15 protein-coding genes are annotated in these 20,037 nt (G+C 63.2%); 12 read left to right on the top strand and 3 right to left on the bottom strand.

The features are described 5' to 3' along the window. From hemJ to AC5I5I_RS13515, 5 genes are all read left to right on the top strand, one after another. Positions 1 to 519 (top strand): protoporphyrinogen oxidase HemJ, encoded by a 519-nt coding sequence (gene hemJ, locus AC5I5I_RS13535; protein WP_495973908.1) that lies wholly within the window; start codon positions 1 to 3, stop codon positions 517 to 519. A gap of 288 nt (positions 520 to 807) precedes the next feature. Then, a complete protein-coding gene (rho, locus tag AC5I5I_RS13530; RefSeq protein WP_495973788.1) occupies positions 808 to 2,073 on the top strand; it encodes a transcription termination factor Rho in 1,266 nt (421 codons plus the stop codon). 248 nt (positions 2,074 to 2,321) lie between these two features. Beyond that, the gene (locus tag AC5I5I_RS13525; RefSeq protein WP_495973786.1) at positions 2,322 to 3,998 is read left to right on the top strand and encodes a tetratricopeptide repeat protein; all 1,677 of its coding nucleotides are present in this window, start codon (positions 2,322 to 2,324) and stop codon (positions 3,996 to 3,998) included. A gap of 93 nt (positions 3,999 to 4,091) precedes the next feature. Beyond that, positions 4,092 to 6,557 carry a tetratricopeptide repeat protein gene (locus tag AC5I5I_RS13520; protein ID WP_495973784.1) on the top strand — a complete coding sequence of 822 codons (2,466 nt, stop codon included), beginning with the start codon at positions 4,092 to 4,094 and terminating at the stop codon, positions 6,555 to 6,557. A gap of 184 nt (positions 6,558 to 6,741) precedes the next feature. After that, entirely contained in the window at positions 6,742 to 9,063 is a 2,322-nt protein-coding gene (locus tag AC5I5I_RS13515; protein WP_495973782.1) for a transporter substrate-binding protein, read from the top strand. Positions 9,064 to 9,199: 136 nt separating this feature from the next. On the opposite strand, the gene AC5I5I_RS13510 is transcribed toward AC5I5I_RS13515, so the two are convergent. Continuing rightward, a complete protein-coding gene (locus AC5I5I_RS13510; RefSeq protein WP_495973780.1) occupies positions 9,200 to 11,251 on the bottom strand; it encodes a thioredoxin domain-containing protein in 2,052 nt (683 codons plus the stop codon). A gap of 138 nt (positions 11,252 to 11,389) precedes the next feature. On the opposite strand from AC5I5I_RS13510, the gene AC5I5I_RS13505 reads away from it, so the two are divergent. Then, positions 11,390 to 12,130, top strand: a complete 741-nt coding sequence (locus AC5I5I_RS13505) for a sulfite exporter TauE/SafE family protein (RefSeq protein WP_495973778.1) — start codon at positions 11,390 to 11,392, stop codon at positions 12,128 to 12,130. A gap of 57 nt (positions 12,131 to 12,187) precedes the next feature. On the opposite strand, the gene AC5I5I_RS13500 is transcribed toward AC5I5I_RS13505, so the two are convergent. Both AC5I5I_RS13500 and AC5I5I_RS13495 read right to left on the bottom strand, forming a co-directional pair. Further along, on the bottom strand, positions 12,188 to 12,454 hold the full coding sequence (locus AC5I5I_RS13500) for a Txe/YoeB family addiction module toxin (RefSeq protein ID WP_495973776.1): 267 nt from the start codon (positions 12,452 to 12,454) through the stop codon (positions 12,188 to 12,190). After that, positions 12,451 to 12,726, bottom strand: a complete 276-nt coding sequence (locus tag AC5I5I_RS13495) for a type II toxin-antitoxin system Phd/YefM family antitoxin (protein WP_495973774.1) — start codon at positions 12,724 to 12,726, stop codon at positions 12,451 to 12,453. The genes AC5I5I_RS13500 and AC5I5I_RS13495 overlap by 4 nt, the downstream gene beginning before the upstream one ends. A 74-nt stretch (positions 12,727 to 12,800) precedes the next feature. On the opposite strand from AC5I5I_RS13495, the gene mnmE reads away from it, so the two are divergent. The 6 genes from mnmE (at position 12,801) to AC5I5I_RS13465 (ending at position 20,027) form a co-directional block, all read left to right on the top strand. After that, on the top strand, positions 12,801 to 14,174 hold the full coding sequence (mnmE, locus tag AC5I5I_RS13490) for a tRNA uridine-5-carboxymethylaminomethyl(34) synthesis GTPase MnmE (RefSeq protein ID WP_495973772.1): 1,374 nt from the start codon (positions 12,801 to 12,803) through the stop codon (positions 14,172 to 14,174). 146 nt (positions 14,175 to 14,320) lie between these two features. Beyond that, complete coding sequence (mnmG, locus tag AC5I5I_RS13485) at positions 14,321 to 16,192, top strand: tRNA uridine-5-carboxymethylaminomethyl(34) synthesis enzyme MnmG (protein WP_495973906.1); 1,872 nt, start codon at positions 14,321 to 14,323, stop codon at positions 16,190 to 16,192. Continuing rightward, positions 16,192 to 16,908: a 16S rRNA (guanine(527)-N(7))-methyltransferase RsmG gene (gene rsmG, locus AC5I5I_RS13480; protein ID WP_495868006.1), complete on the top strand. Its 717-nt coding sequence runs from the start codon at positions 16,192 to 16,194 to the stop codon at positions 16,906 to 16,908. Before mnmG ends, rsmG begins: the two co-directional genes overlap by 1 nt. 30 nt (positions 16,909 to 16,938) lie before the next feature. Beyond that, entirely contained in the window at positions 16,939 to 17,808 is an 870-nt protein-coding gene (locus AC5I5I_RS13475) for a ParA family protein (RefSeq protein ID WP_495973769.1), read from the top strand. A 64-nt stretch (positions 17,809 to 17,872) separates the two neighbouring features. After that, complete coding sequence (locus AC5I5I_RS13470) at positions 17,873 to 18,763, top strand: ParB/RepB/Spo0J family partition protein (RefSeq protein WP_495973767.1); 891 nt, start codon at positions 17,873 to 17,875, stop codon at positions 18,761 to 18,763. A 163-nt stretch (positions 18,764 to 18,926) separates the two neighbouring features. Beyond that, positions 18,927 to 20,027, top strand: coding sequence for a DUF2336 domain-containing protein (locus AC5I5I_RS13465; protein ID WP_495973765.1), 1,101 nt, complete (start codon positions 18,927 to 18,929; stop codon positions 20,025 to 20,027). The last annotated feature ends 10 nt before the right edge of the window (positions 20,028 to 20,037 follow it).

Here is a 20,037-nt window from a genome sequence, read left to right as displayed (position 1 = left end):
ATGTCTGCGACCGGCACCGTGATTCTGCGCGCGTCGATCGCTCTGGCGATCACAGCAGCACTCGCCTTCCTGCTGTTCTGGTGGAACCCGTCCGGTCTGTATCCCTGGCTGAAGTCCCTCCACGTCATCGCCGTCATCGCTTGGATGGCGGGCATGCTCTATCTGCCGCGGCTGTTCGTCTATCACTGCGAGGCGGAGCCGGGTTCGAAGCAATCCGAGACCTTCAAGGTGATGGAACGTCGGCTGCTGCGGGCGATCATGAATCCGGCCATGATCGTGACATGGGTTGTTGGCCTGTGGCTGATGTGGTCCGCCGGTTTTCTGAGCAGCGGCTGGATGCACGCAAAACTGCTGCTGGTTGTCGCGATGTCGGCCATGCACGGGATGCTGTCACGCTGGGTGCGCGACTTTGCTGCCGACCGGAATCTGCACAGCCAGAAATTCTACCGATTTATCAATGAGGTACCGACCCTCTTGATGATCGTCATCGTCATCCTGGTGATTGTGAAGCCGTTCTGATGTCAACATCCGGCGGCGATGCGGCAGGATAGCCACTTGCGGAATCGGATGTCTGTCCGTATTCTCAGTCATCCCCCCGAACGCAGGCGGATGCCCGACAGCGCCATCGGTACACCCGTAAGGGCGCAAGCATCGGCCGGGACGTAATGCCCGTCAGCCAGGTCTCTAAAACTCCAGACTTTCGGCACGACCCTCCGGCCAAGACCTGCGGACTCCTCTCCTGAATCGCTGCCGCTGTTTCGATTTTTCGTCTGGCGCCGGTGATCCTCATCCCAAGGACTGCCCCCTATGCGGGAAGTAAAGCTTCAAGACCTCAAGACCAAAACCCCCGTCGAACTTCTCTCCTTCGCCGAAGAACAGGAGATCGAAAACGCCAGCACGCTGCGCAAGCAGGAGCTGATGTTCGCGATCCTGAAACAGCTCGCGACCAAGGAGATCGACATCGTCGGCGAAGGCGTCGTCGAAGTGCTGTCCGACGGCTTCGGGTTTCTCCGCTCGCCGGAGGCGAATTACCTGCCGGGCCCGGACGACATCTACGTCTCGCCCTCGCAGATCCGCCGCTTCGGCCTGCGCACCGGCGACACCGTCGAAGGCCATATCCGTTCGCCGAAGGAAGGCGAGCGCTATTTCGCACTGCTCAAGGTCTCGACCATCAATTTCGAGGACCCTGACAAGGCGCGCCACAAGATCAACTTCGACAACCTGACGCCGCTTTATCCCGACGAGCGGCTGAAGATGGAACACGACGATCCGACCAAGAAGGATCTTTCGGCGCGCGTGATCGATATCGTGGCGCCGATCGGCAAGGGCCAGCGCGCCCTGGTGGTCGCTCCGCCGCGCACCGGCAAGACCGTGCTGCTGCAGAATATCGCGCACGCCATTACCGCCAATCATCCCGAATGCTATCTGATCGTGCTTCTGATCGACGAGCGTCCGGAAGAAGTCACCGACATGCAGCGTTCGGTGAAGGGCGAAGTGGTTTCGTCGACCTTCGACGAACCGGCCACGCGTCACGTCGCCGTCGCGGAAATGGTGATCGAAAAGGCCAAGCGCCTGGTCGAACACGGCCGCGACGTGGTGATCCTGCTCGATTCGATCACCCGCCTCGGCCGCGCCTACAACACCGTGGTGCCGTCATCCGGCAAGGTGCTGACCGGCGGTGTCGACGCCAACGCGCTGCAACGGCCGAAGCGCTTCTTCGGCGCCGCGCGCAATATCGAGGAAGGCGGATCGCTCACCATCATCGCGACCGCGCTGATCGATACCGGCTCGCGCATGGACGAAGTGATTTTCGAAGAGTTCAAGGGCACCGGCAATTCCGAACTCATCCTCGACCGCAAGGTGGCCGACAAGCGCACCTTTCCGGCCATGGACATCACCCGGTCCGGCACCCGCAAGGAAGAGCTGCTGGTCGAGCCGCAGGTACTCAAGAAGATGTATGTGCTGCGCCGCATCCTCAACCCGATGGGCACCATGGATGCGATGGACTTCCTGCTCGACAAGCTGCGCAACACCAAGAGCAACGCGGAATTCTTCGAGAGCATGAATACTTAAAGAGCAGCCGGTCCAGTACCGACACTGCGAAAAGCCGGGCATATCGCCCGGCTTTTTTGTTTCGACGTGTCCTGTCGGCATGGCGATGCGGGCCAATCGTAATTTCGGATGATTCTAATTCCAGTCTGAAGCTGCAGAGCAACGCGGCGATGTTTCACGCGGCTCGGGCGGTCATGTCGCGTGCGCCTGTGCGCCCGATGCCTTACGGTGCGATGCGCACCATGAGGCTTCACAAACGGGAAAGCGGCATGCACCTGATTGTTCGATGCGCTGCTGTGATTGTTGCGGCGGGATGCTGGGCGTCCGCGACTCAGGCGGATGACCGCGCCTTGTGCTCGGGCAACGAGGGAACCCGGGACGACCGGATCGCGGCTTGTACGCGGCTGATCGAGCAGGACAAGGTGGAAGGCGCGGGCCTTGCCCAGGCGCTGCAGAATCGCGGCATGGATTATGCGGCCAGGGGCGACCGCGAGCGCGCGATTGCCGACTACAGCCGGGCGATCGAGATCAATCCGTCGCAGACGGCTGCGTTCGTCGCCCGCGCCAACGCCTATGTCGCGATGAAGCAGTATGACCGGGCGATCGCCGATTACAGCGCGGCGATCAAGCTTGATCCGGATTCGGCCGTTGCCTATCGCAATCGCGCCATCGCCTATGGCGCCAGGGGCGAAACCGGGCCCGGCATCGCCGATTACGGCGAGGCGATCCGGATCGATCCGAAGGATGCGCTGGCGTTCTACAATCGCGGCAACCTGCATTACCGCGCCAAGGACTACGACCGCGCCATCGTGGATTACAGCGAGACCGTCCGGCTCGATCCGGATCATGCGGCGGCTTACAACAATCGCGCCAATCTTTACCTGATGAAGCGCGAGGCCGACCGGGCGATGCCGGACCTCGACGCGGCGATCCGGCTCGATCCCAAACAGACCGCGGCCCTGATCAACCGCGGCAACATCCGTCGCGACCGCAAGGATTACGAGGGCGCCATCGCCGATTATAGCGAGGCGATTCGGCGCAATCCGGATTATGCCCTGGCCTACAACAACCGCGGCAGCGTGCACCGGATCAAGGGCGACATCCGGCAGGCGATTGCGGATTATGGCGAGGCGATCCGGTTGAACCCGAAGTCGGCGACCGCGTACAGCAACCGCGCCAATGCCTATCTGGCGCTTGGCGACAGCGACAATGCGATTGCTGATTTCGGCGCGGTGTTGCGGCTCGATCCGAAGCAGACGGCGGCATGGATCGGTCGGGCCAATGCGAGTCGCGGCCGCAAGGATTACGACCGCGCCATATCGGATTACAGCGAAGCGATCCGCCTCGATCCCAACAAGGCCGGCATCCATAACGATCGCGGCAGCGCCTATCACATCAAGCAGGATTGCGGCCGGGCGATCGCCGATTACAGCGAGGCGATACGGCTCGATCCGACCTTCGTGGCGGCTTACAGCAATCGCGCCAATTGCTACCTCGTTCAGGGCGACACCGATCTTGCCATGGCAAACTTCGACGCGGTGATCCGGCTCGATCCGAAACACGTCGCCACCCTCATCAATCGCGGCAATATCTTCCGGGATCGCAAGGACTATGACAGCGCCATCGCCGACTACAGCGAGGCGATAAGGCTCGATCCGTCAAATGCCATCGCTCACAACAATCGCGGCAACACCTTCCGCAATCAAGGCGACATCGCCCGTGCTATCGGCGATTATGACGAAGCGGTGCGGCTCGATCCGCATTATGCGGTGGCCTACATGAATCGCGGCGCTGCGCATTACGAAGCCCGGAAATTCGAACGGGCGCTGGCGGATTTCGAGAAGGCTTTACAGATCGATGCCGCCTTGTCGGACGCGATCAAGGGCCGCGACCTGGCTAAGATTGCGCTCTCAGCGGCAAAGCCTGTGGACCGCCGGAAGCCATAACGCCCCACCTCGCCTCACCGAGTCTTGACCCGCCCGGAGTCGCGACAAGTCCGCCGTCCGTGGTAAAACGGTGCGGCGAGTGGGAGGGCTCCAATGGGTCGCGGTTCGATTCTCGGAATTGCGTTGCTGGTCCTGATGTCGTCAGTTGCCGTCGCGCAGAAGAACGATCAGAATCTTTGCGCCGGCGAGACCGGGACCGCCGAAAGCCGGGTGGCGGCCTGTACGCGATTGATCGCGGCAGGACGGACCAAAGGTGAAGCGCTCGCCGATCTCTACGTCTATCGGGCGTTCGAATTTTATACGCACCTGAACGACTATGACCGCGCCATAGCCGACTACAATCAGGCGATCCGCCTCAATCCGAAATCCGCCACGGTCCATCGCAGCCGCGGCAACGCCTATCTTCAAAAGAAGGACATCGATCGTGCGATCGATGACTTCTCGACCGCCATTCGCCTCGACAAGAAGTATGTCGATGCGTACATTTCTCGCGGCGACGCCTATCACGGCCGCGGGGATTACGATCTCGCCATCGCCGATTACAGTGCGGTGATCCGGCTCGATGACAAGAACGCACTCGCGTATCACAGCCGCGGCAATTCCTATCACGACAGCAAGGATTACGACCGCGCCATCGCCGATTACAGCGAGGCGATTCGTCTCGAACCGAAGGACGCGACGCGCTATGCCGCGCGCGCCGGTTCCTATGGTGACAAAAAGGATTTCGACCGCGCGTTGAAGGACGCCAACGAGGCGGTTCGGCTCGATCCGAAACTGGCCGACGCCTATTTCAGGCGCGGCTATATCTACGGAGAGCTGAAGGATTTCAAAAAGTCGATCGCGGAATATGATGCCGCCATTCGCCTCGATCCGGAGATGAATTCGGCATATCAGAATCGTGGTCATTCCTATTGGCAGTTGAAGGACTACGACAGGGCCATCGAGGACTATTCGGCTGCGATGCGGCTTGCTCCGGACGATTCTGGTTTGATCCGCAGCCGTGGAGAGATTTATCTTGTGAAGGGAGATCACGCGCGCGCGTTTGCGGATTTCAACGAGGCCATTCGCCGCAATCCGAAAGATGCGTTGAATTACCGCTCTCGCGGTGAGGCCTATCAGGAATTGAAGGATTTCGATCGGGCGCTCGCGGACTATCGAGAGGCGATCCGGCTTGATCCGAAAGACCCGGAGAACATCGCGCGGCGCGGCGGCGTTGCCTATGACCGGAAGGATTTCGACGCTGCACTGGTTGATTTCGACGAAGCGCTGAAGCTCGATCGCAAGAATGTCTTTACGATCAACTATCGCGGCGTCACCTTGTACGCTAAGAAGGAATACGACAGCGCGCTGGCCGAGTTCAACGAGGTGCTGCGGCTCGACGACAAGCTTGCTGTTGGCTACAGCAATCGCGGCGAGGTGCTCAACGCCAAGCGGCAGTTCGACCGCGCCATTGCCGACCTGAACGAGGCGATCAAGCTCGATCCCAATCTCGGTCAGGCGTTCAGCCATCGCGGCATCGCCTATCTCGGCAAGGGCGACGTGCAGCGCGCGCTCGCTGACCTGAACGAGGGCATCCGGCTCGCACCCAAGGATCCCTACACCTATTCGAAGCGCGGCGACTTCTACCATGCGCAGGGCGACAACCAGCGGGCGCTGGCCGATTACGACGCTGCGCTGCGGATCGACCCCAGGCTGAACGAGGCGCTGGAAGGCCGCGAGATCGCGCTCGGTACCACCAGTCGCGGCAACGCTGCCGCCGTCGCGACGGCGGCGACGCCCTCGGTGCCGGCCGGGCCGCAGGCGGCGCTTGGGCTGATGTCACCGCCGGCGGGCGCGGGCGCGGGCAGGCGCGTGGCGCTGGTGATGGGCAACAGTGACTACCGGCATGTTCCGAAGCTGGACAATCCGATCACCGATGCACGGACGATGCGGGACATTCTGACGAAGCTGGGCTTCGAAGTCGTGTATGGCGAGAATCTCGACAAGCGCGCCATGGGCCGTCATATCGGCGAGTTCGGCGCGATCGTGCGCGATGCCGATGCCGCGATCGTGTATTTCGCCGGGCATGGCTCGACCTTCGGCGATGTCCCGTATGTCGTGCCGGTCGATTCCAGATATGCCAAACTCTCGGATATCCCGTCCGAGCTGATCCAGGTCGAATCGCTGGTCGGCGAATTGAGACGTGCGCGCGGCGTGCGATTGGTGATCCTCGATGCCTGCCGGGACAACGAGCGCGAGGTGGAGCTGCGCCGGCAGGACGCGGTTGCGCGCGGCGCGGCCACGCGCGGCGGCGGCGGCAGCCGCGGGCTGGCGCGGCTGCAGAATCCGGACGGCCTGATCGTGGTCTATTCAACCCAGCACATGACGACGGCGGCCGATGGTGCGCCGGGCAGCAATAGTCCGTTCACCGGTGCGCTTGCCAGGCATCTCGTCACGCCCGGCATTGACATCAAGGACGTGCTGTTTCGCGCGGGACAGGAAGTGATCAGCAAGACCGGCGGGACGCAGCGGCCCGAGATTTCGATCTCGCTTTATGAGCCGTTCGTGCTGGCGCAATAGGCCACGCGCGCGGCCGCCCTGCGCATTTCACTGTCACATGCGGTGCAATGCTCAGCATAAAATATGAGCGGCCGCTGACTCAAATTCGTGCGTGGCATCGGCCTGGTCAATAACGCTTTGGCAACGGCATCCGTGTGAAGTCCATTCCAGTCGAGTGACGCCGGTCATCGATTCGGAATTTCAGATGACACAGACTGTTCAGAAACCGGCGCTCTGGCTTTCAGTGCCGGTTTTCCTCGTCGCGCTGATGGCGCTCGGCCTGCAGCTCGCCGTCGGATGGACCGTTGCGGTCGGCGCTGCCGCATTCGGTGCGGTGATTGTCGGATGGTTTGCGGAGAACCGGATTTCCCGCCTGCTCGCCGGACTTGTGCGCATTGCGCAGGGTGATCGCTTTGCGAGCCTTCCGGAGGCGGTGGGCGACGGCAGCGTGCAACGTTTCGGCGAAGCGGCCGAGGCCATGCGTCTGGCGCTGAGCCAGGCGGACAACGTCGCCATCGACCGTGATCGCCGGATCACCGAATCGCGTTTGCGTCAGGCCGGACGGCAATTCATCACCCGACGTTTCCAGTCGGCGATCGACGATGTGACGCAGGCCTTCACCAGTGCGGGAGAGCGAATCCGCGTGACCGCGGCCGATCTTGCGGTTCGTAACCGCGATATGTCGGACCGCGTCGCCAATGCGTCGCAATCGGCCGAAGCCGCCGCGATCGATGCCGGCAAGGTCGCCGATGCCGCGCGCGAGATGCGCGAGATCGTGCTGCGGTCCCGCCGGTATGTCGAGGCGGCGCGAAGCGCCAGCCACCGCACCGCTGCGGAGCTTCGCCACGCCGACCAGACCATCCACCAGCTGTTCGACGCGGCAAAGCAGATCGATGCAGTGATCAAGCTGATCCAGTCGATTGCCGGTCAGACCTCCCTGCTCGCGCTCAACGCCACCATCGAGGCCGCGCGCGCCGGTGATGCCGGCCGCGGTTTCGCCGTGGTGGCAAGCGAGGTGAAGGAGCTGGCCAACCAGACGGCCGGCGCCACCAAGGAGATCCGCGCGCAGATCGCCGCCATTCAGAACGCGGTGAGTCAAACGGTGTCGGCGATCGTCGCGGTCGGCACCAGCGTCGAGGCAACCGGCGCCGTCAATCACGATCTGGACGCGATCCTCGAGCTGCAGCTCGAAGGCCTGGACCATATTGGCGATGAGGCCAACCGCGTGGCGACGACGGTGTCGCGCGCGTTGCCCGATATCCAGTCGGCGATCGTCGAGGTGGCGCAGGCGGGCGAATGCGTCCTGGGCACGGCCGACGATCTCGCCTTGCGCTCGCAGACGCTTGTCGGTTCGATCGGCGGTTATTTCAGGGAGCTGGATCACGGCGCGATCCGCGTCGGCATCCTGCATTCGCTGTCCGGCACGCTGACCGCGGCAGAACGGCCGCTGCAGCAATTGCTGGTGATGTTGATCGAGCAGCTGAACGAGGCCGGCGGTCTTCTGAACCGGCCGGTCGAGGCGGTGATCGCCGATCCGGCTTCCGATCCGGCGCTCTACGCGGAACATGCGGAGGCGATGCTGACCGAACAGGACATTGCCGTCCTGTTCGGTTGCTGGCGGTCGGCGTCGCGCCATCAGGTGCTGCCGGTGCTCGAGCGGCACGGCGCATTGCTTTTCTATCCGAGCCAGTATGAGGGCGAGGAGCAATCGCCGCATGTCTTCTATACCGGTGCGACACCGCGGCAGCAGGCCTTGCCGGCGGTCGATTACCTGCTCGATCGGGGCAGCCGTCGCTTCATCCTGGCGGGGACCGACGGTGTCTATCCGCGCACGACGAACGCGATCGTGAAGGCGTATCTGGCATCGCGCGGCGTGCCGGACAGCCAGGTCATGGAATTCTACGCTCCGTTCGGCGAGCGGTTATGGCGTGAGCCGATCGAGCGCATGGCGGCGTTCGGCGCCCGGGGCAATACCGCGATCGTGTCGACGATTTCGGGCGACGCCAATGTGCATTTCCTGCGCGAATATGCGCGGCAGCCGCTGTCGTCTGTCTTGCTGCCGGTGATGACGCTGTCGATCGGAGAGCGCGAACTTGCCTCGCTCGCGGGCGTGCCGATGGGTGGGCATTTTGCCTGCTGGAGCTATTTCGGCGCGATCGATCATCCGGCGAACCATGTCTTCGTGAACCGCTGGCGCAACTTCAAGGGTACCAATGCCGCGTTGCCCAACGACGCGATGGAGGCGACGCTGATCGGCTTCTGCATGTGGGTGGCTGCGGTCGAGCGCGCCGGAACCACCGATCCGGTCGCGGTACGGGCCGCGATGGCGGATATCACCTATGGCGCGCCGAGCGGCTTCACGGTGCGGATGGATGCTGTGTCCCAGCATCTGCACAAGCCGGCCTTCGTCGGACGGTTCGACGGTGCGGGCGCCATCGTACCGGTCTGGGCGAGCGAAGGTCTGGTGCCGCCGGAGCCATGGAGCCCCTGGCTCAAACGCGCCGGTGAGATGCGGCTGGCGTCGTAATCGCGCAGATCTGGCGCTACGGCCAGAAGTTGCGCTGCATCCGCATGGTCGCGGTCCAGTGAGTCATGGCCGCAGCCGCTTCACGGCGTCGCTGACGGACGCCTGACCTGACTAGCAGGATGATCCGCGGCGTCGGTCAAGCCGACGCGGCGTTGGCGGCATGCGAGACGATCCGGTCGGGGTCGGTGACCGGGAGCGAGCACGTCTCGCCGATGCAGATGAAGGCCGCGGGCCCGCTGGCCGCTTCCACCTTCTCCCGCGCCGGATGCGCGTCCGGCAACGCCTCGACCGATGGCGCGCGCAGCACCGCTCGGTTGACATAAGGCAGCGCGAGCGCGGCACTCACCAGCGCGTCGGCGCCCGCGCCCTCCCCGGTCACGACGATCTCGGCCAGGTTGAGCCGCATGTCGATGGCGTTCAGGAGCGCGACATGCATGAACAGGTTGTCGCCGCCCAGCGACAGCACGCCTTCGATCAGCCGGTCGGCCTGCTCGCGGAAGGCGTGATCGCCAGTGAAGGCGGCCAGCCGGATCAGGTTCTGCGCAGCGATCCCGTTCGGATTGGGCGTGGCGTCGTCGGTGGTCAATGCGGGCCGGATCACCAGGCCCTCGGCATCGTCGGCGGTCAGGTAATAGGTGCCGGTGGCCGGATTGACGTAGTGGCGGTCGAACGCCGATTGCCAGGTCAGGGCCTGATCGAGATAGCGCTGCTCGCCGGTGGCCTCGTACAGCGACAGCGAGCCCCGGATCATTAAGGCATAATCGGAGGCGAGACCGGGATAAACCATCCGCCCCTCCCGCCAGGAATGGCCGAGCCGATCGCCCCGCGCCATGTTGCGCTGCACAAATTCGAAGGCGCGGGCGGCCAGAGCCACCCAGTCCGGCTGCCAGAAGGCGGTTCCAGCGTTGACTAGCGCCGTAATCATCAGGCCGTTCCAGTCGACCAGTATCTTGTCGTCAAGGCCCGGACGCACCCGCCTTTCCCGCACTTTGTGCAGCATGGACCGCAGGATGGGGAGCGCAGCATCGATTTCCATGCTGCGCGGTAAGCCATTGAGACGGTTGAGGATATTTTTGCCCTCGAAGTTGCCGTCACGGGTTACGTCGTAATGCTGCGCGAAAAGCGCAGCATTTTCGGCCCCCAAGATCGCCTCGATCTCCGCCAGTGACCAGACGTAGAACTTGCCCTCTTCGCCCTCAGAATCAGCGTCCAGCGAGGCGTAGAATGCGCCCTCCCCGCTGGTCATCTCGCGCTGGAGCCAACCCACAGTCTCCTCGGCCCGTTCCCGGTACAGCATTTTTCCGGTTCGGCCCCAAGCGAGCGCCAGCAGGTCGAGGAGCTGGGCATTGTCGTAGAGCATTTTCTCGAAATGCGGCACCAGCCACTTGTCGTCGACCGAATAGCGCGAGAAGCCGCCGCCGATATGGTCGTAGATGCCGCCTTCGCTGATTTTCGTGAGCGTCAGATCGACGATGTGGAAGTAGCGCGCCTCCCCGGTCCGCAGCCCCGCCCGCCACAGATTCTCGAACATCGCGCATTGCGGGAATTTCGGTGCGCCGCGCAGGCCGCCATTCACCGGGTCCATCGCGCTGCCGAGCTGCTGCGCCACCTGATCGAGCTCCTGCCGCCCGATGGTGACGCGCTTCGGATGCCGCGCCACCTCGGACAGCCGCGACATGAGCGCCGCGCGGTTCTGCTCGATCTTGGCCGGTTCCTCGCGGAACATCCGCGCCACTTCCCGCATCGCGTCGACGAAGGCCGGCCGGCCGTAGCGCGAGGTCGGCGGAAAATAGGTGCCACCCCAGAACGGCTCGCCATCGGGCGTCAGAAACATCGTCAGCGGCCAGCCGCCCTGCTCGCCCAGGTGATGCAAGGCCTGCATGTAGATCTGGTCGATGTCCGGCCGCTCCTCGCGGTCAACCTTGATGTTGACGAACAGCTCGTTCATCACCCGCGCCGTCGCCTCGTCTTCGAAGCTCTCACGCGCCATGACGTGGCACCAGTGACAGGCGGCATAGCCGACCGACAGCAGGATTGGCTTGTTGCTGGCTTTCGCCTCGGCCAGTGCATCCGGTCCCCACGGCCGCCAGTCGACCGGATTGTGCTTGTGCTGCAGCAGATAGGGCGAGGTCTCGTGCGCGAGCCGGTTTTCGCGACCGAAGTTTTGGGTCGATGCGGTGCCGGACATAACGAGCCTCGCGGAGGTGCTGGATCCGACGTTAACGGCTGAGCGCCGCAAATGGCAGTACAGCCATTCCCTTTTTGCGAAGGCAGCCTTCGCGGTTTAGGCATTGCGGCGTCGGGCGACTCGTTTCAAGTGCGGCGCATGGATCCGTTTCTCATCGCGCTTGTGGTCGCCGCCTATCTGCTTGCGGGATTCGTCAAGGGCGTGATCGGCATGGGATTGCCGACAGTCGCGATGGGGCTGCTTGCTGCGGTGATGTCGCCGGCGCAGGCGGCGGCGATCCTGATCGCGCCATCGCTCGCCACCAATATCTGGCAGATGGTGGCGGGACCTTACCTGCTCGCTCTGGTCAGGCGCCTCGGCGCCATGTTGCTCGGGTTGTTCGTCGGTGCCTGGCTGGGCAATGGCATCCTCACAGGTGAAAACGCGAAGCCGGCCGCGATTGGGCTTGGTGTCGTGCTGATCGCCTATGCGCTGATCGGCCTGTCGAAGGTGAAGTTTGCGGTGCCGCGTGCCAGCGAAATCTGGCTCGCGCCGATCGTCGGCGTGGTGACGGGCATCGTGATGGCGGCGACCGGCGTGTTTGTCATTCCCGCTTTGCCCTATCTGCAGGCAATCGGTTTCGACAAGGATGAGCTGGTTCAGGCGCTCGGCCTGCACTTCACGGTATCGACCGTCGCGCTCGCGCTGATCCTGTGGGATGGCGGCGCGTTCGATATATCGCTCGGCACGCTGTCGCTGTTTGCGATCGCACCTGCGGTCATTGGTATGTATGCGGGACAACGGATGCGCGCGCGCATCAGCGCGGAAAGCTTCCGGGTGTTTCTGTATGTCGGATTGCTGGCGCTCGGCGCGCTGCTGGTGGTGCGGAATTTGGCTTGAGTTGGCGCAGGAGCGCGTGGTCGGAGAACGATTTCGTAAAATCGCCCTGTGTGGCGGTCAATAATGATAACGGCACGACAAGATTTCCAATCGCCGGTCCTTGCCTTTGCCTGTCACGCGATAGACCAGTCTGTGTTCTCCGGTGATGCGACGTGACCACCAGCCGGACAGATCGTACTTGAGCGGCTCTGGTTTCCCGATGCGTTTGAATGACGATGAAGCGATGTCGCCGATCAACGCGTTGATTCGTTCATGAACCTTTGGATCAACGTCGCGCCACCGCTCATAGTCTGCCCAGGCTTCGGTTGCCCAGGCAATTTTCATTTGAACGCGGATGCGTTCTTGGAAGCGATGATGTCGCGTTCAACGACGTCTCCCGATTTGAATTCATTGAGGCCGCGCTGAAGATGCGCGGCATTGGCCGGGTTGCGTAGAAGGTGCAACGTCTCGATCATGCTTTCGTATTCCTCTTCCGAAAGCATGACGACCGAGCGCTCGTTCTGGCGAGTGACCGTTAGCGCGTCGCGATTGTCGCAAACCTCGTCCATGTATTTGGCGAGATTGCTTCGGAGTTCGGTGTAAGACACACGAGCCATAGTGGCCTCAACTGCGTGTTTGACGTACAGAAATAGGTACGTACAAATATACGTACAATCCATTGGATGGTCAAATGTCCGGCTCATCCGACACCATCTACGCGCTGTCGTCCGGCTCGGTGCCGGCCGCGATCGGCGTGGTCCGAATCTCGGGACCGCAGGCTCGCGCCGCGCTCGAAGCGCTGGTCGGCCGGGTTCCCGAATCGCGCCGCGCCATGCTCGCCACCATCCGCGATCCGGCTTCCGGCGAGATGATCGACCAGGCGCTGGTTCTTTTCTTCGAAGGGCCGAACAGCGAGACCGGCGAGGACGTTGTCGAACTGCAGCTGCACGGGGGCAGGGCGGTGATCGCCGCCACGTTCGCGGCGCTCTCGCGTCTGCCCGGCCTGCGGCCCGCCGAGGCCGGAGAATTTACCCGGCGTGGCTTCGACAACGGCAAGCTCGACTTGACGGCAGTCGAGGGGCTGGCGGACCTGATCCATGCCGATACCGAGGCGCAGCGGCGCCAGGCGGTGCGGCAGCTTCAGGGTCTGCTCGGCGACCGCGCCGAAAACTGGCGGCTGCGGCTAATCGAGGCCATGGCGCTGGCCGAAGCCGGGATCGATTTTTCGGACGAGGCGGATGTCGCGGCGGATGTGGCGGTGCGTGCGCTGAATGCTGCGCGTTTGCTGCAGCAGGAAATCGCAGCACTGCTCGCCGAAGGCACGCGGGGAGAGCGGTTGCGCGACGGTCTGGTGGTTGCAATCGCTGGACCGCCCAATGCCGGGAAGTCGACATTGCTGAACCGGATCGCCCGCCGGGACGTCGCGATCGTCTCACCTCATGCCGGGACGACGCGTGACGTAATCGAGGTCTATCTCGATTTGGGCGGCTACCCGGTTACGCTGCTGGATACCGCCGGCATTCGGGAAACCAGGGACCCGGTCGAGCGAGAGGGCGTGGCCCGTGCCAGGGACCGCGCCGCGGGCGCCGATCTCATTTTATGGTTAACAGAAAGTGAAGGTGCGAATCCGGATTCGGAACCTGTTCCGCCCCCTGGTTCCGGGCAGGATCTTTGGAAGGTGAGGACGAAAATCGATCTTCGGCGAGAGGAACCCGCCGAGGACAAACCTCGGAGCGCGCTCCGGCCCGAGGATTCGCACTTCTACGAGCTTTCAGTGGTATCGGGAGATGGGGTAGATCGGCTTCTGGCCGACCTGGGCAAGTATGCGCGGTCGGTCTTTGGACGAGGCGAACCGGCGCTGGTGACGCGGGAACGACAGCGCCATCTGCTCGAACAGGCAGAATCCGCCCTGAATCGCGCGATTTCCGAGGGCGAGGGTGGCCGCGAGGATACCTTTGCCGAGGAATTACGCGTTGCCGCTCAGGCACTTGGCCGGCTGACCGGCCGGGTGGATGTCGAGGATATTCTCGACAAGATTTTCCGCGATTTCTGTATTGGTAAATAGCGCGTTTACCTTTTCTGATTCGAGTCCAGACTCTTCCGGCAAGGCTCTGAGACTCCTGCGTTTCACGTGAAACCTGCCACCCGAATCGTCGCTGGCGCATCCGGCCTTTTGACGGTGCGGGTCTGCTCCACTAAATGTCCGCAGCTATGGATCATCGCTTCGATGTCATCGTGATTGGCGGCGGACACGCCGGCTGCGAGGCCGCGTCCGCGTCCGCACGCCTTGGCGCATTCACAGCGCTGGTGACCCATCAATTCGCGACCATCGGCGCGATGTCCTGCAATCCGGCGATCGGCGGGCTCGGAAAAGGGCATTTGGTCCGGGAAATCGACGCTTTGGACGGCCTGATGGGCCGCGTCGCCGATCTCGGCGGCATTCAATTCAAGGTTCTCAACCGCCGCAAAGGCCCGGCCGTACGCGGACCGCGCGCCCAAGCCGACCGCAAGCTTTACGCGGCGGCTATGCAGGCGGCGATCCGCGAAACCGCGAATTTGACCGTGGTCGAGGGTGAGGCCGACGATCTGCTGGTCCAGGACGGCCGGGTTAAGGGCATTCGGCTGGCGGATGGCCGGATTCTGGGCGCCGGGGCGGTGGTTCTGACCACCGGCACCTTTCTGCGCGGGGTTATCCATATCGGCGAACGCCAGATTCCTGCCGGACGGGTCGGGGAGGCGCCCGCGATGGGGCTTTCCGGCGCCCTGGAACGCGTCGGGCTTGCTTTGGGCCGGCTTAAGACCGGGACCCCGCCACGGCTCGATGGCCGGACGATCGACTGGGCGTCGCTGGAGATGCAGCCGGGCGACGAGCCGCCCGAGCCTTTCTCCACTTTGACCACACGAATCGAGAATCCGCAGATCCAGTGCGGCATTACCCGGACCACCGAGGCGACCCACGCGGTGATCCGCGCCAATGTGCATCGGTCGCCGATGTATTCCGGCCAGATCGATAGCCGTGGACCACGATACTGCCCCTCGATCGAGGACAAGATCGTCCGCTTCGGGGAACGGGATGGCCACCAGATCTTCCTCGAGCCGGAAGGGCTCGACGATCATACGGTTTATCCGAACGGCATCTCGACCTCACTGCCGGAAGACGTGCAGCATGCGTTGGTGGCGACCATTCCCGGGCTTGAGCGGGCACAGTTCGTCCGACCCGGTTACGCGATCGAATATGACCACGTGGACCCGCGCGAGCTCGAGCCGACCCTCGAAACCCGGCGTTTGCGAGGACTTTTCCTCGCGGGACAAATCAACGGCACCACCGGATACGAGGAGGCTGCGGCGCAAGGATTGCTCGCCGGCCTGAATGCGGCGTCCCGCGCAAGTGGCGGATCCGGAATCACTTTTGACCGTGCCGAGGCCTATCTCGGGGTCATGGTGGACGACCTTGTTTCACGTGGAATCACAGAGCCCTATCGCATGTTCACGTCGCGGGCCGAGTACCGGCTGGCGCTGCGGGCCGACAATGCAGACCAACGGCTGACGGAGAAGGGGATCGGGCTCGGCTGCGTCGGACCGGAGCGGCGGGACGCCTACCGCGAAAAGGCGAAAGCCCTGACGGAAGCGCGCGAATTCGCCCGCTCGGTGTCGGTTTCGCCCTCCGAGGCGGAGCGGCACGGGCTGAATCTCAAGAAAGACGGCCATCGCCGCACCGCTTTCGAGCTTCTGTCCTACCCGGACGTCGGGCTGGCGGATGTTTCACGGATCTGGCCGCGGCTCGGGGCGCTGCAGGCGAAAGTGGCCGAGCAGCTGGAGATCGACGCCAAATACGACGTCTACCTGTCGCGTCAGACCGCCGATATTGCCGCTTATCGGCGTGACGAAGCTCTCGCGCTGCCAGACGATCTGGATTATGCGGCGATTGTCGGCCTGTCCAACGAGGCCCAGCACAAGCTGAGCACCCACCGGCCCCGGACCATCGGTCATGCCGGGAAAATCGAGGGCGTAACTCCTGCGGCGCTCACCCTGCTGGTCGCTCATCTGCGGCGGGGCGGCCGGACACGCGCCGCGACCCTTTGATGGCACGCGGCGGGCCAGCGGCGGCACCTCGCGATCTCGACGCGCGCCTGGCCGCGGACCGCGAACAGGCCCTCGCCCTGCTGTCGCGGACCCTGACCGATTCACGTGAAATACCGCCCGCGGTGCTGGCCCGGCTCGGCCGTTTCGTTGAGGCGCTGCTGCAGTGGCAGGCCAAGACAAACCTGGTGGCGCCGTCCACCCTGCCGGAGCTCTGGACCAGACACATCGCGGATTCCCTGCAGCTCCTGCCGCTGGCGCCGAATGCCCGACACTGGGTCGACCTCGGCTCGGGCGGGGGCTTTCCGGGGCTGGTGATCGCCTGCGCGCTTGCGGAAAGGCCCGGGAGTGTGATCCATCTCGTGGAAAGCAATCTGAAGAAAGCGGCCTTCCTGCGCGAGGCAGCCCGGCTCACCGGGGTGCCGGCCAAAGTTCATGCTGTCCGGATCGAGGACGTTGTGGATGGTTTCGCCGAACCGGTGGAGATCGTGACCGCCCGGGCGCTCGCGCCCCTCGATAATCTGATCGAAAGCGCCTATCCCTTGTTGAAAAGGGGCGCCGAGGCGCTGTTCCTCAAGGGACGAGATATAGAGGTTGAATTGACCGCGGCATCTAAATGTTGGAGCATCGACGCAGAGTTGATCCCCAGCGCTACCGATTCCTTTGGGCGCATTGTCCGGGTCCGCTCGGCTGAACGCCTTCGTCCAGACCGGGAATAGATACGACTATATTCCTACCGTGAGGCCACGATGACCGACGCACCCACCATCGCTCCGACCGATCCGGCGGAAGCGCCCGACCTGTCGCCCGACGCGCCCAAGGTGATGCGCGTTCTGTCCGTCGCCAATCAGAAGGGCGGGGTCGGCAAGACCACGACCGCGATCAATCTCGGCACCGCGCTGGCCGCGATCGGCGAGCGCGTCCTGATCATCGACCTCGATCCGCAGGGCAATGCCTCGACCGGACTCGGCATCGATCGCAAGAGCCGCAGCCGCTCGACCTATGACGTGCTGACGGGTGAAGCGAGTTTGCGCGACTCCATCCTCACCACGTCGGTCCCGCGCCTGCATATCGCGGCATCGACGCTCGACCTCGCCGGCCTCGAGCTGGAGATTTCCAGCGCCCGGGATCGCGCGGTGCGCTTGCGCAACGCGCTTGGAAAACTGAACGAAGGCGCCGCCGAGGGCTCCGACTACACTTACGTCCTGGTCGATTGCCCGCCGTCGCTGAACCTGCTCACCGTCAATGCGATGGCGGCGTCCGACGCGGTGCTGGTGCCGCTGCAATGCGAGTTCTTCGCGCTCGAAGGTTTGTCGCAACTGCTGAAGACCGTCGATCAGGTCAAGGAGCTGCTGAACCCGCGGCTCACCATCCATGGCATCGTGCTGACCATGTTCGATGCACGCAACAACCTGTCGAACCAGGTCGTCGCCGATGTGCGAGAGTTCATGGGCGCGAAGGTCTATGACACGGTCATCCCGCGCAACGTGCGCATTTCGGAAGCCCCGTCCTACGGCAAGCCGGTGCTGGTTTATGACCTCAAATGTGCCGGCAGCGATGCTTATCTGCGGCTCGCGACCGAGGTGATCCAGCGCGAGCGCGAGCAGGGCGCGCATTGATCCGCACGTCGCATCGGACTTGAAATTGGAGGCACGGGTGGCGCGAACATCAGGAGCGGCCGACATGGCAGAGGATTCGCGATCGCGATTGGGGCGCGGCCTTGCCGCGCTGATGGGCGATGTCGGTCCCGATTCTCCGGTGGCGGATCGTGCGGCGCAAAAGCTGCCGCCGCGGAAAGTCCCGATCGAACATCTGACGCCGAACCCGCGCAATCCGCGCCGCATCTTTGCCGATACCGAACTCGACGAACTGTCGCAGTCGATTCGCGAGCGCGGCATCATTCAGCCGATCGTGGTGCGATCGACTCCCAACGGCGGCAAGAATTTCGAGATCATCGCCGGCGAACGGCGCTGGCGCGCATCGCAGCGGGCAGGCCTGCACGAAGTGCCGATCGTGGTGCTCGAAGTCACCGATGCCGAAGCGCTTGAACTTGCGATCATCGAGAACATCCAGCGCGCCGACCTCAACCCGCTGGAAGAGGCGGCCGGCTACCAGGCGCTGGCTTCGCAATACAGCCACAGCCAGGACGACATCGCACATATCGTCGGGAAGAGCCGCAGCCACGTCGCCAATACGTTGCGGCTGCTGCGGCTGCCGGATGCGGTGAAGGCCTATATCAACCAGGGCAAGCTGACGGCGGGGCACGCCCGCGCCCTGATCAACCAGACCGATCCTGAAGGCGTGGCGCGCGACATCGTCGAAAAGGGACTGAATGTCCGCGAGGCCGAGAAGCTCCGTCAGGACAATGCCAAGGCCGCCGGGAAGAAGCCGAAGAAATCCACCGCCAAGGCGATGAAGGATGCCAACATCGCCGCGCTCGAACGGCAGCTGTCGGATGCGCTCGGCCTGGTGGTCGAGATCAACGACCGCGGCCGCGCCGGTGGCACCCTTGGCATCCGCTATCGCACCCTCGATCAGCTCGACGAGGTGGTGCGGCGGCTGCAGCGGTCGTAGCGATTCGCAAAATTTGCGCCAGACGTTAATACCACAGCTTATGCGTGAATTAAATATCGCGTGATTTCAGACGCTTACGAGCAGTCTGGAACTTCTCAGTGCAATTTTAACGAGAGTTCCGTAGCCTTTGTCGCGTCGATTGATGACGGGGCTAGGGCTCGAAATGTCCAGTGCAGGGGCATCGCTGATTGCCGAGCTTGAAAGCGCGGTCCAGAGCGGCTCCAAGACGGAGCGTGTCGACACGCTGCGCCGGATCACCGATCTGTTCCTGTCCACCCAGGAGAGGCTGAGCGCCGAGCAGATCGATGTCTTCGACGAAGTCATCGGCCATCTCGCCAGGCGCATCGAAATCCGGGCGCTCGCCGAACTGAGCGAGCGACTGGCTCCGATCGACAATGCGCCGCCTGGCGTGATCCGCAATCTCGCGCGCGAAGATGAAATCGCCGTCGCCGGTCCGGTTCTCATGAACTCGACCCGGCTCTCGAATCCGGATCTCGTGGAGATCGCAAGCACCAAGGGTCAGCCGCATCTCCTCGCAATTTCCGGCAGGCGCGCACTCGCAGAGCCGGTCACCGATATCCTGATCGAGCGCGGCGATCTGCAGGTCTATCGCAAGCTCGCATCCCGGAGCGATGCGCGCTTCTCCGAACACGGCCTGTCGCGGCTCGTGAAACATGCGGAGGACGACGATACATTGACGGAGACGCTGGGGCTGCGGCTCGACCTGCCGCTGCATCTGCTGCGGCAATTGCTCGAGAAAGCCCGCGACATCGTTCGCGAGAAGCTGTTGAGGCTGGCTTCGCCGCTGCATCGCGATGAAATCAGGAACGTGCTCTCGAGCATCGACACCGAGGTGTTGCGCGGATTGCAGCCGGCACCCGATTTCGATATTGCGCGCCGCATCGTACACAAAATGCACGTCGATGGCGAACTGGACGAAGTCGCGTTCCTGCAATTCGTGAAAGGCTCGCGTTATGCGGAGTCGATCATGGCGCTGTCGCAGATGTGTTCTGCGCCGCACGATATTATCGACCGCATCGTGCAGAGCGATCGCAGGGAGGCGCTGATCATTCCCTGCCGCGCTGCCGGCTTGAGCTGGACGGCGGTACGGGCGTTCCTGCAGAGCCGAGCGCCGGCCGGTATATCGCCAGCGGAACTCGAAGCGCTCAAGTCCGACTACGCGAAGCTGACGCCGGCCACGGCACAACGCGTGCTGCGGTTCTGGAGTGTGCAGAAGGCGGCGGGGAAAGATTTCTCCAGCTGACGATATGGCG

The sequence above is a fragment of the Pseudorhodoplanes sp. genome, from assembly GCF_059499825.1.
This window is presented reverse-complemented; position numbering and strand designations above follow the sequence as displayed.